The following is a 12,595-nucleotide window of genomic DNA, read 5'->3' as shown; positions in this document are numbered from 1 at the left end:
GTGAAGCGAATGAGTGTTCGTAAAAAATGCTTGGCAAACATCTAAAAAAGAGGTAAAATAAATTACGTTGATAGGATGCTTATCAGTAGAATTGATATAAATATGAACGAAGGGAGCGATGGCTTTGTCCGATCGCAAAGCTGCTTTAGATATGGCCCTGCGCCAAATTGAAAAACAATTTGGCAAAGGTTCGGTAATGAAATTAGGAGAAATGGCTGCGACACAGCAAGTTGCCACTGTATCAAGCGGTTCAATTGCGCTTGATATTGCGCTCGGTATCGGTGGATACCCACGCGGTCGCATTATTGAGATATACGGTCCGGAGTCTTCCGGTAAGACGACGGTTGCACTACACGCCATCGCTGAAGTGCAGAAAACGGGCGGCACCGCCGCCTTCATTGATGCGGAGCACGCACTTGATCCGGTATATGCGCGCAAGTTGGGCGTAAATATCGACGAATTGCTTCTGTCTCAGCCGGATACGGGAGAGCAGGCGCTGGAGATTGCGGAAGCGCTCGTGCGCTCCGGTGCAATCGACATCATTGTCGTAGACTCTGTCGCCGCGCTTGTTCCGAAAGCGGAAATCGAAGGCGAGATGGGAGATTCACATGTCGGTTTGCAGGCTCGCCTGATGTCTCAGGCATTGCGCAAATTAGCTGGCGCAATTAATAAATCGAAAACGATTGCTATTTTTATCAATCAGCTCCGTGAGAAAGTGGGCGTTATGTTTGGTAACCCGGAGACAACACCGGGCGGACGCGCTCTAAAATTCTATTCGAGCGTGCGGCTTGATGTCCGCCGTGTTGAAACACTGAAACAGGGGAACGACATGGTAGGGAACCGCACGAAAATTAAAGTCGTGAAAAATAAAGTGGCGCCGCCGTTCAAAACGTGCGAAGTGGATATTATGTATGGCGAGGGAATTTCTCGCGAAGGAAGTTTGCTTGATATTGGAACTGAGCTGGATATTGTCAGCAAGAGCGGGGCTTGGTACTCCTACAATGATGAACGACTCGGTCAAGGCCGGGAGAACGCTAAACAATTCCTTAAGGACAATCCGGATATTGCGCACGCTATTGAGATGAAAATTCGCGATCATTTTGAATTGAACCAGAGCGTATCCTTGCCAACTGCGGAAGAAGACAACAAGGACGAAGAGTTTGTACTGGATTTCGAATAGGTGACGCATGTCTCTATTTAAAACGAAAGAAAGTTTAATTGCTTTATTTGTGTAAAGCTTTTAAACTTTCTTTTTTTTCTCATGGTATGGGAAAGCATATGCTGCTTTGTTTCGGTCGTTAAAGAATAAAAGAGTGCCTTTAGTAGCAAGTTGCTACCCACTGGTTTTCTCTTAGCTTGATTCTATCACAGAAAGGAGGGGCAGGGGGGAATATCGGACAACGGAACAGGCAGGAACTTGTTCTTGTCCGAAGCCTATTCCTTCCCCACCTATAGAGGTAGGGATCTCCTGCGCGAATACGATGAATGAAGAGGTACGGAAGGTGGCCGTTATTACACGGCTGGAACGCCAAAAAAAGAACCGGCACCGGATCAATGTGTATTTGAATGGAGAATATGCATTTGCTATCCATGAAGACGTTCTGATCAAGTACCGGCTAAATAAAGGGTGTGAGCTGGACGAGGCGGAGATGAGAGATGTGTTGGAGGCCGAAGAAAAGAACAGGGCCGAGCAGTATGGTTTACGATATATCAGCCACAGGCCACGCACGACGGAAGAAGTCCGGCAGCATTTGCTAGCGGGAGGCTTTCCACGTGAAGTGGTTGAGGAAGTAGTACAGGGCTTTATTCAAATGAAGTATTTGGATGATGCGCGGTACGCCCAACAGTGGGTTGAAGAGCGAATGCGGCTTAAGCCTCGGGGACGTCATCTGCTTCGGCAAGAACTGCAAAGGCGTGGTGTCGACGCGCGTCTGATAGAGGAAGCTTTTCATAATATGGAACAGGACGTGGAGGAGTCTGCTTGTCTGGAAGTCGCGCGGAAAAAATATGCTCGCCAGCATTTTGCATCGTATACGGAAATGCGGAATAAAATTGGTCCTTTTCTTCAGCGTAAGGGGTTTCCGCTCGACATTATCGCAAAAACGCTTGAAAAGCTGAAGAATGAGCGGCTAGAGAGAGAAAGATAACATCAATTGCTCATTCTTGACATTCTTGCGGTATGATGGCAAAATAAATTTGTATATTCTTCTTTATCGTGGTCCTCTATTTTTTCGCTAGCCTCGATTTGGAATATACACATATGTTTTACAGCGGAGAGATTGGGAAGCGATCTCGTTTTTTAACTAAATCGGTACTTGCTACAATTGTAACAAGACAAAAGACCTCAGATGCAAGGAGGTGACAGAAAGATGAACTTAGTACCTGCAATTCTCATTGCACTTGCATCTCTGGTGGTCGGAGCGGGAATTGGTTATTTTGTTCGTAAATCGTTGGCGGAGGCGAAGATTTCAAGCGCGGAAGAAGCCGCCCGCCAAATTGTAGACCAAGCCGAAAAAGAAGCGGAAGCACTGAAAAAGGAAAAAGTGCTTGAAGCGAAGGACGAAGTTCACAAACTGCGAACGGATGCCGAGAAAGACTTACGTGAAAGACGGAACGAGATCCAGCGCCTTGAGAAGCGCGTGTTGCAAAAAGAGGAATCGCTTGACCGGAAAATGGAGCTTTATGAACGGAAAGAAGCGGAGATTGAGCGCCGTGAGCAGGCGGTTAATGAAATGCACGCCAAAGCGGAAGAGTATCTGCAAGCTCAGGTAATAGAACTGGAACGTGTGTCCAATCTGACACGCGAAGAAGCGCGCGAAATTATCCTGCAGCAGGTAGAACAGGAAGTGCGTCATGAAGCGGCCATGATGGCTAAAGACATTGAACAGCAGGCGCGGGAAGAAGCGGACAAGAAAGCGCGCGAAATTATCACCACCGCAATTCAGCGTTGTGCTGCGGATCATGTGGCTGAAACGACCGTTTCGGTTGTCTCGCTACCAAACGATGAAATGAAAGGCCGCATTATCGGTCGAGAGGGACGAAATATACGCGCTTTGGAGACGCTTACGGGTATCGACTTGATTATTGATGATACTCCGGAAGCTGTTATCTTATCGGGTTTTGATCCCGTTCGTCGTGAAATTGCGCGAACCGCACTGGAGAAGCTTGTGGCAGATGGACGCATCCATCCTGCGCGCATTGAAGAAATGGTGGAGAAAGCGCGCCGTGAAGTGGATGAACGTATCCGTGAGTACGGCGAGCAAGCGACGTTTGAGACGGGGATTCACGGGCTTCATCCTGACCTTATCAAAATTCTGGGCCGTTTGAAGTACCGTACAAGTTATGGACAGAACGTGCTGAAACATTCCATTGAAGTTGCCCATTTGTGCGGCTTGATGGCTGCGGAACTAGGCGAAGACCAGACGCTGGCGAAGCGAGCCGGTCTTCTGCATGATATCGGCAAGGCGATCGATCATGAAGTCGAAGGTTCACATGTTGAAATTGGGGTCGAATTAGCGAAAAAGTATAAAGAACATCCTGTTGTTATTAACGGAATTGCCTCACACCATGGGGATTGCGAACCAACATCGGTTATTGCGATGCTGGTGGCCGCGGCAGACGCTTTGTCCGCCGCTCGTCCAGGGGCGCGCCGCGAAACACTTGAGACGTATATTCGTCGTCTAGAGAAACTTGAAGAAATTTCCGAGTCGTTTGAAGGCGTGGAAAAATCGTATGCGATTCAGGCAGGACGCGAAGTCCGCATTATGGTGAAGCCGGAGCAAATCGATGATTTGGAAGCGCATCGGTTGGCGCGCAACATTACTAAGAAAATTGAAAGCGAGCTCGACTACCCGGGACACATTAAAGTTACGGTTATTCGGGAAACCCGGGCAGTTGAATATGCAAAATAAGAGACAAAAGCTTCTCCGAGCGATCGGCAGAAGCTTTTGTTTGCATCGGCCCATGAAAGGAGAGACTACATGAGATTGTTGTTTATCGGTGATGTGGTGGGGGCTCCTGGCCGCAAGATGCTTCAGGAAATGTTGCCGCGCTTGAAAAATAAATACAATCCGCATTTTACGATAGTAAATGGAGAAAACGCGGCATCAGGGCGAGGCATTACACCGAAAATTGCAAACGAGTTTTACGAGTGGGGGGCCGGCGTCATTACGCTTGGCAACCATTCATTTGACAACAAGGAAGTGTTCGAGTTTATTGATGATGAACCGCGCATTGTGCGACCGGCAAACTATGCGCCTGGCGCGCCCGGACGCGGCGTCACATTCTTGAAAGGCGCGGCGGGAGGAGAACTTGCGGTAATTAATTTGCAGGGGCGTACGTTTTTGCCTCCGTCCGATTGCCCGTTCCGCACAGCCGAACAAATCGTGGAACAGGTGCGGAAACGCACACCATATATTTTCGTCGATTTCCACGCAGAGGCGACGTCGGAGAAACAAGCGATGGGCTGGTTTCTGAATGGTAAAGTAAGCGCTGTGGTTGGAACCCATACGCATGTACAGACCGCGGATGAAAGAATTCTTCCTGGGGGTACGGCGTATTTGACCGATGTCGGGATGGTTGGTCCGCGCGATAGTATTTTGGGAATGGAGCGCGAAGCGGTGCTGAAGAAATTTTTGACTGGTTTGCCCGTACGATTTGAAGTGGCCATGGTTAAAGCGCAATTAAACGGGGTAATTATTGATATGGAAAAAAACACCGGTCGTGCGATCTCTATTCAGCGGATTATGATTGACGAAGCTCACCCGTTCATGGAGTAGTTGGTTTTGAATTTTCGTATTTTTTTCTCCCAAAATAGTAAGGAACAGGAATGATTTGTACCTTCGCCGAATAGAGTAATTGTGGTAATTATCAATCTATCTAAGGAGGTACTTGAGATGGAGGTATTAAAAGTTTCAGCAAAGTCCAACCCTAATTCTGTCGCTGGTGCCCTGGCCGGTGTTCTGCGCGAACGCGGCGCAGCTGAGCTTCAAGCCATCGGAGCGGGTGCACTTAACCAAGCAATTAAAGCCGTAGCGATCGCAAGAGGGTTTGTAGCACCGAGTGGTGTTGACTTAATCTGCATCCCCGCCTTCACCGATATTATGATAGAAGGCGAAGAACGAACCGCGATTAAATTAATCGTCGAACCTAGATAGTTGAATAACCACACCGGTCTTCTATTAGCTGTGCCTGTTTATTCATTAGAATAAGCAGGCTTTTTTTCGTCGTATAGGAAAGGATATGTTGCTTTAAAATATTTCCGAAGGAGAGGATCGTGTTTTAGCATTGCCGAAAAGGGTGTTAAGCGGAGAAAAAGACAGAATTTCGTTTTTTTATTTGATTTTTTTTTATGTTTTTTCATATTAGGGAAAGGGAAAGTTAATTTTGTTAGAATAAATCTTTAAGGAAGGGTTGAAATTTACATGAGAGAGGACTACAATGATAAAAGTTTGAAGTACACAATTTGTTCATATTTTTTAAATAGATACATACAGTAATGACCTGACCAGTGGAAAAGGGCTCAACACTTAGTGTATCTGTTTAAAAAATGATACACTTTTCAGCTGAAAAGATCGATTTATCGTCTTGAAGGGGTGGAGTTCATGATTAGTCAACTTTCTTGGAAAGTTGGAGGACAACAAGGTGAAGGGATTGACAGTACGGGCGAGATTTTTGCGATTGCGCTCAATCGTCTCGGGTATTACTTGTATGGGTACCGCCATTTCTCTTCCCGCATCAAAGGTGGTCACACCAATAATAAAATTCGCGTAAGCACAAAGCCTCTAGGAGGAATTTCTGACAAGCTCGATATTTTGGTTGCGTTCGACCAGGAAACGATCGACGTTAACAGCCCTGAGCTTCGCAAAGGCGGCGTGATTATTGGCGATTCCAAGTTTAACCCGAAAGCGCCTGAAGGAATGGATGTTCGTCTATTCTCTGTACCTTTCACTGAGATTGCCGAAGAACTCGGAACGTCTCTAATGAAAAACATGGTAGCCATCGGAGCTTCCAGCGCCCTGTTAGGTCTGCCGGTAGAATCGTTCACTGAAGTGGTGGATGAACTGTTCGGCAAAAAAGGTCAAAAAGTTGTAGAGAAAAACATGGAAGCCATTAAGCGTGGTGCCGAGTTTGTAGATAAAGAAGCGGGCGGTCCGATTGAAGATCTGCGCCTAGAAGCTGCTGACGGCAAAAAGCGCATGTTCATGATCGGTAACGACGCCATTGCGCTTGGCGCACTTGTGGCAGGCTGTCGTTTTATGCCGGCCTATCCGATTACTCCAGCATCAGAAATTATGGAATACTTGGTTAAGAAGCTGCCTGAATTCGGTGGTACGGTTATTCAAACCGAAGACGAGATCGCTGCTGTAACAATGGCGATTGGCGCCAACTACGGCGGTGTACGTGCGATGACAGCCTCCGCCGGTCCTGGTCTTTCCCTGATGGCGGAAGCGATTGGTCTGGCCGGTATTACGGAAACACCGCTTGTTATCGTGAATACGCAACGTGGTGGCCCGTCCACAGGTATGCCGACCAAGCAAGAACAGTCCGATGTAAACGCGATGATTTATAACACACACGGCGAAATTCCGAAAGTTGTAATTGCGCCGAGCACGGCGGAAGAAGCGTTCTATGATACAGTGGAAGCATTCAATATTGCTGAAGAATATCAGGTGCCGGTCATCGTGCTTTCCGATTTGCAACTATCTCTTGGTAAGCAAACAGTTGAGCCGCTTGATTTGAATCGTGTGGAAATTCGCCGCGGTAAGTTTCTCGGCGGACAAGACATTCCAGAGCAGGAAGGCGAACTTTTTAAGCGCTATGAGGTAACGGAAGACGGCATTTCGCCGCGCGTAATTCCGGGACAGAAAAACGGTATTCACCACGTAACGGGCGTTGAGCATACCGACACAGGACGTCCAACGGAAGATCCGGTACTTCGTATGAAGCAAATGGATAAGCGTCTCCGTAAGCTGAAAAACCTGAAAGTAGATACGCCAGTATACAAAGACGTACAGCACGAAGAAGCTGATGTGTTGCTGGTGGCGATGGGCGGTACGCGCGGTGCCGTTATGGAAGCGAAAGAACGCCTCGCGGCTGAAGGCGTAAAAATTAATTATGCCCATGTTCGTCTTATCCATCCGTTCCCAGTGGCTGAGATGAAGAAATTGGTGGAGAAAGCGAAGAAAGTAATTGTTATCGAGCACAACGCAACCGGTCAATTAGCTGACCAGCTCAAACTGCATGTGGGAATGGCCGAGAAGATTAACAGCATTCTGAAGTATGACGGCAATCCGTTCCTGCCTGGCGAAATCTACAATAAATGCAAGGAGCTGTTGTAAGATGGCAACATTTAAAGATTTCCGCAATAGCGTTAAACCTAACTGGTGTCCGGGATGCGGAGATTTCTCCGTACAGGCGGCGATTCAACGTGCTGCGGCCAACGTAGGGCTCGAACCTGAGAATCTTGCAGTTATTTCCGGTATCGGATGTTCCGGACGTATTTCCGGTTATATCAATGCATACGGCGTGCACGGTATTCACGGGCGTGCGCTTCCGATCGCGCAGGGACTGAAAATGGCCAACCGCGAATTGACGGTTATCGCTGCCGGTGGTGACGGCGATGGTTTTGCGATCGGAATGAGCCATACGATTCATGCGATCCGCCGTAATATGGACATTACGTATATCGTAATGGATAACCAAATCTATGGCCTGACGAAAGGTCAAACCTCTCCTCGTTCGGCTGAAGGATTTGTGACGAAATCCACGCCAAAAGGCTCTATCGAGCCTGCAATGAAGCCGCTGGAACTGGCGCTTGCATCCGGCGCGACATTCGTGGCACAAACAATGTCCAGCGATCTGAAAGGTATGACCAGCTTAATCGAACAAGGTATTAAGCATAAAGGCTTTGCGCTGATCAACGTATTTAGCCCATGCGTAACATTCAACAAAATCAACACGTACGATTGGTTCAAAGAGCATGTGAAAAACCTGAGCGATATCGAAGGTTACGATCCGCATGACCGCATTGCCGCAATGCGTGTGCTTATGGAAACAGACGGTCTGGTAAATGGTCTGATTTACCAAAACACGGAACGTGAATCGTATGAAGCGCTGGTACCTGGCTTCCGCGAAGAAGGTCTTGCGAAACAGGAACTCAAAATCGACGAAGCGAAATTCCAAAAGCTTGTCAGCGAGTTTATGTAATCATAAGCGAAATCAAGCACCGACTGCCGTATGGCGCTCGGTGCTTTTTTTTATCTCTGTTGCACAAAAAAACATGGAATTGGCAATGCGTTGTCTGCTTTTGTTATCATAAGTGTGCAGGAGAAAAACGAAAGGATGGGCAAAGAATGAGGCTTACGGTATTAGGCTTTGAGTCACCGGCCCCAGGTCCGGGCGGAGCGACCCCTGGGTATCTGCTGGAAACAGCGGCAGGAAAGCTATTAATTGATTGCGGAAGCGGTGTGTACGCGCAATTGATGAAGCATATTCGGATAGAGGAATTGTCTGCGGTTGTGCTTTCTCATTATCATCATGATCATATTTGCGATATGCCGATTTTGCAGTACGGCGTTATGATGGCCTCCATTTTTGGCAAGCGAAATGGTACGTTTCCGGTATACGGTCCGGCCGAGCCGCAGGATTGGGCGCATAAGATGACATATCACCAGTATACAGTTCTACACACGGTAATGGAGAATAGTGTGCTGCATCTGGCCGGCGTTGAGATTTCGTTTTTACGCACCGATCATCCGATCATGTGTTATGCGATGAAAATAACGGATGGGAGGAAGACGATTGTATACGGGGCTGACACCGGGCCAGGCACAAATTGGGACATCTTTGCGGTGGATTGCGATTTGTTTATTTGCGAAAGTACGTTTACAACGGAATATGTGCCACGGGGAAAGCGTGCCCATCTTTCTGCCCGGGAAGCAGCACAGATGGCGGAGCGCATTCGGGCCAAACAATTGCTACTTACGCATTTGTCGCCTGACATCCCACGGAAGAAGTATGAGGACGACGCGGCGGCAGGAAGGTATTCCGGCTGCTGGCAGCTTGCCGAAATCGGGCAGGTGATTGAGATATGAACACGATGGAGGCGCATAACCGCGCGCGCTTGCCGCGTATTACGGAGATGGCGCACCGTCTTTTGGCTGAGCGTGTAAAGGCGGGGGATACGGTTGTCGATGCAACGGCCGGCAACGGGCATGACACGCTGTTTTTAGCCGGGCTAGTTGGAGAGACAGGCATGGTACACGCCTACGATATTCAGGAAGCCGCCATTCAAGCGACTGCCGCGCGCTTGGAGAAAGCGGGCATGAGCGACTGCGTTGTTCTGCATCATGCTTCCCACACCGAGATCTCAGCGCTTGCCGCTCCGTTACAAGCCGTCATTTTCAACCTAGGGTATCTCCCTGGTTCTAATAAAACGATCATTACGCGCGCTGATTCAACGTTACAGGCTGTTCAGGCGGCGTTGTCCCGCCTTGTATCCGGCGGCATCGTACTGTTGGTTGTATATCGCGGTCACGCGGGCGGAGAAGAGGAAGCAGCCGTCTTGGAAGCGTATGTACGCAAATTGCCAGCGCGAGAATTTCTTGTTCTCAAATATGAATACATAAACCCGGAGAATCAGCCACCATATATTTTAGCCATTGAAAAAAAATGAGTGCAAAGAGGGGTACGCAAACGCGTATCCCTCATTTATTTTATGCCCGGTTCCCTGGCAGACCAGCTTTTCGTTGGAAGGGGACTTTGACATTTTTGAAGCCGGCGTTATGCGGTGTGGGTTGATGTTGCTGTGTGTGAGCTTCTCGAGCGCGTGGTTTTCCGGGCGGCTTATACAGTTCCGTTGCGAATTCAGCTCGTGCAAAGTCCCGTTTGTTGCGAAAAATGTCATGATGATTCGGCATTTTGGTCACCTCCAGGTTTTTTCGGGGCGTAATTGTAGTATATCCGTCATAAAGAGGGACATAGATGTTAATATTTTCAACGCTTATTTGCGAATTTTATAGGTAAAAAAGTATGATTTGTATTTTTTTCTAGGAACTTCCTCATCTTTTTTGTTGAAAGTTATTTTACAAATGGGTATAATTGCCTAGTAAAGAATTATCTCGCTATGTAAAAAAAAGCAGAATAAATAAGCTGATTTTAATTGTGGATGGCGTTTCATTGATACGCATGATGTGATGAAAGGCTTTTTAACATAAGTAGCGAGAAGCCCCCTTTTTCTATAGGCGGGAGATGGATTGTTCTTTCTTTTGTATTTACAAAAAGTATGTTTCGTAAATGGGAAGAACGGCTACACATTTTGTACACATTACATGAGATATATGGGGGATGGAGAAGCATGCAAGCAGATCAAGTGAACGCGATTCTTTGTGGGACGCGAAGCGTGCTGGAAAATCATTTGGGAATGCAAGTTGTACCTGGCAAACCTTCTTTGCAGGTGAATCCGATCTTTTCTGGCCAGATATCTGTCATCGTCGGAATGACTGGATCGTTGAAAGTGGATTTGATCCTTGGAATGACGCAAAAAATGGTTTGTTCCATCATTGGACGGATGTTTGGTGGTATAGAAATAAATGAAATCGACGAAATGGGATGGAGCGCGTTTTCTGAATTTGGGAACTGGGTAGGTGCGGCATGTTGTACAGAATTGGCGAATAACGGTTACAGCGTTAATATTACGCCGCCGATTATCAACGAAGGGGAAAGCAAATTCCGTTCTGTGCATAAGTTTATCAGCATTCCATTCTGTGTCGAAGGAAGCGAAATCATGGTACACATAAGCGCACAAGGATAGGAAAAAGGGAACAGGCGGATAAGCGGAGGACCTACTTTTCGCTCACCCGCCTGTTTTTTATGGCAAATGGGTTTCGTCATTTACGGGCCAGGAGGCGTTATGGTCGTTATAAAAACCATGTTGGCTAAACCTTCCTTTGTATGTAAAGGATTTTTATTTTATAATTAATTACTTGACTTTTCCTTTGTTTTTATGCTGTTAGTTATGTATAATTCTAGTCGTATCAATATTAAATCATTATTTTTTACGGAGGTTATTATGACACAAGAAGTAAAAAACAATGCATCTTCTTCCGTGGACTTAAAATCCACCAAGAAGGAGAAGGATTACAGCAAATATTTCATCGGTACGCCGCCGAGTTTGAAAGAAGCGAAAAAACGGACGAAAAACGGAATCGCCTACAATCAATTCGAAGGCATTCCAGATGACCTAAAAGATCTGGGGAAAGGCCGCATGTTTCTCATTCGCACGTACGGATGCCAGGCCAACGAACATGACACAGAGACAATTATCGGCCTGCTTCAGGCAATGAGCTTTACACCGACGGAAGATGAGAAGGAAGCGGACATTATCCTGTACAATACTTGTGCAGTTCGCGAAAATGCGGAAGATAAAGTATTTGGTGAGCTGGGCCGTCTGAAGCCATTGAAGAAGGAAAAGCCTGAGCTTATTCTTGGCGTGTGCGGCTGTATGTCACAGGAGGAAGCGGTTGTGAACCGCATCCTGAAAAACTTCCAGCATGTCGATCTTATTTTTGGTACGCACAATATTCACCGCCTGCCGGTGCTTTTGCGTGACGCATTCTTTAACAAGGAAATGGTCGTTGAAGTGTGGTCCAAAGAGGGCGACGTTGTAGAGAATTTGCCGAAAGTCCGCAAAGAAGGCTTACGCGCATGGGTAAATATCATGTATGGCTGTGATAAGTTCTGTACGTACTGTATCGTGCCGTATACGCGCGGAAAAGAGCGCAGCCGCCGTCCGGAAGACGTGATTGCGGAAGTACGGGATCTGGCGCGCCAGGGCTACAAGGAAATCTATCTCCTTGGTCAAAACGTAAACGCCTACGGCAAGGATTTTATGGATATTGAGTTTGGTTTTGGCGACTTGATGGATGAAGTGCGCAAAATCGACGTGCCGCGTATTCGTTTTACGACAAGCCATCCACGTGACTTTGATGACCACCTGATCGAAGTGCTTGCCAAGCGCGGCAATCTTGTAGAACATATTCACCTGCCCGTGCAATCCGGCAATAATGAAATTCTAAAAAAGATGGCACGTAAATATACGCGTGAACAATACCTCGAACTTGTGCGCAAAATCAAAGAAGCGATTCCGGACGTTGTGCTGACGACGGACATTATCGTCGGCTTCCCGGGCGAAACAGAAGAGCAGTTTGAGGATACGCTGTCGCTCGTGGAAGAAGTTGGATTTGATTCCGCCTACACGTTTATTTATTCGCCGCGTCATGGCACACCAGCCGCAGGCATGGAAGACAACGTAAGCGAAGAAGAAAAGAAAGAGCGTTTGCAACGCTTGATTAATCTGGTACAGCGCATCGGACGGGAGAAAAATGAAGCGCTCCGCGGCAAAGTTGTAGAAGTATTGGTAGAAGGCCCAAGCAAAAACAATCCAGATATGATGACTGGCCGCACGCGTACAAACAAAATTGTCCATTTTAAAGGAACTGAAGACTGTATCGGACAGTTGATTCATGTTAAAATAACAGAGCCACAAACTTGGACATTATACGGTGAGGTCGTCACCAAAGTAGAGGTGTAGCGT

The 12,595-nt window shown here is 47.2% G+C and carries 11 protein-coding genes; all 11 read left to right on the top strand.

Features of this window, described 5'->3' with window-relative positions; all coding sequences use genetic code 11:
* Nucleotides 1–124: 124 nt before the first annotated feature.
* The 11 genes from recA (at nt 125) to miaB (ending at nt 12,592) form a co-directional block, all read left to right on the top strand.
* Nucleotides 125–1,180: a recombinase RecA gene (gene recA / locus ACH33_RS12005; RefSeq protein ID WP_057899235.1), complete on the top strand. Its 1,056-nt coding sequence runs from the start codon at nt 125–127 to the stop codon at nt 1,178–1,180.
* Nucleotides 1,181–1,481: 301 nt separating this feature from the next.
* A complete protein-coding gene (locus ACH33_RS12000; protein WP_082706038.1) occupies nt 1,482–2,147 on the top strand; it encodes a RecX family transcriptional regulator in 666 nt (221 codons plus the stop codon).
* A 222-nt stretch (nt 2,148–2,369) separates the two neighbouring features.
* Complete coding sequence (gene rny / locus ACH33_RS11995) at nt 2,370–3,911, top strand: ribonuclease Y (RefSeq protein WP_057899233.1); 1,542 nt, start codon at nt 2,370–2,372, stop codon at nt 3,909–3,911.
* Nucleotides 3,912–3,980: 69 nt separating this feature from the next.
* Nucleotides 3,981–4,778 (top strand): TIGR00282 family metallophosphoesterase, encoded by a 798-nt coding sequence (locus ACH33_RS11990; protein ID WP_057899232.1) that lies wholly within the window; start codon nt 3,981–3,983, stop codon nt 4,776–4,778.
* A 117-nt stretch (nt 4,779–4,895) separates the two neighbouring features.
* A complete protein-coding gene (locus ACH33_RS11985; RefSeq protein WP_057899231.1) occupies nt 4,896–5,156 on the top strand; it encodes a stage V sporulation protein S in 261 nt (86 codons plus the stop codon).
* Nucleotides 5,157–5,603: 447 nt separating this feature from the next.
* Entirely contained in the window at nt 5,604–7,340 is a 1,737-nt protein-coding gene (locus ACH33_RS11980; protein WP_057899230.1) for a 2-oxoacid:acceptor oxidoreductase subunit alpha, read from the top strand.
* Between the two features lies 1 nt (nt 7,341).
* Entirely contained in the window at nt 7,342–8,208 is an 867-nt protein-coding gene (locus ACH33_RS11975) for a 2-oxoacid:ferredoxin oxidoreductase subunit beta (RefSeq protein ID WP_057899229.1), read from the top strand.
* A gap of 146 nt (nt 8,209–8,354) precedes the next feature.
* A complete protein-coding gene (locus ACH33_RS11970; protein WP_057899228.1) occupies nt 8,355–9,095 on the top strand; it encodes an MBL fold metallo-hydrolase in 741 nt (246 codons plus the stop codon).
* Nucleotides 9,092–9,676: a tRNA 5-(aminomethyl)-2-thiouridylate-methyltransferase MnmM gene (locus ACH33_RS11965; RefSeq protein WP_236781878.1), complete on the top strand. Its 585-nt coding sequence runs from the start codon at nt 9,092–9,094 to the stop codon at nt 9,674–9,676. The genes ACH33_RS11970 and ACH33_RS11965 overlap by 4 nt, the downstream gene beginning before the upstream one ends.
* Before the next feature lie 681 nt (nt 9,677–10,357).
* Nucleotides 10,358–10,813 (top strand): chemotaxis protein CheX, encoded by a 456-nt coding sequence (locus ACH33_RS11955; RefSeq protein ID WP_057899226.1) that lies wholly within the window; start codon nt 10,358–10,360, stop codon nt 10,811–10,813.
* A 258-nt stretch (nt 10,814–11,071) separates the two neighbouring features.
* The gene (miaB, locus tag ACH33_RS11950; protein WP_082706036.1) at nt 11,072–12,592 is read left to right on the top strand and encodes a tRNA (N6-isopentenyl adenosine(37)-C2)-methylthiotransferase MiaB; all 1,521 of its coding nucleotides are present in this window, start codon (nt 11,072–11,074) and stop codon (nt 12,590–12,592) included.
* Nucleotides 12,593–12,595: the final 3 nt, after the last annotated feature.

The sequence above is a fragment of the Aneurinibacillus sp. XH2 genome (assembly GCF_001439585.2).
Taxonomy (GTDB): domain Bacteria; phylum Bacillota; class Bacilli; order Aneurinibacillales; family Aneurinibacillaceae; genus Aneurinibacillus; species Aneurinibacillus thermoaerophilus.
Note: the sequence above shows the minus strand (reverse complement) of the source record. Positions and strands in the feature narration are given on the sequence as shown.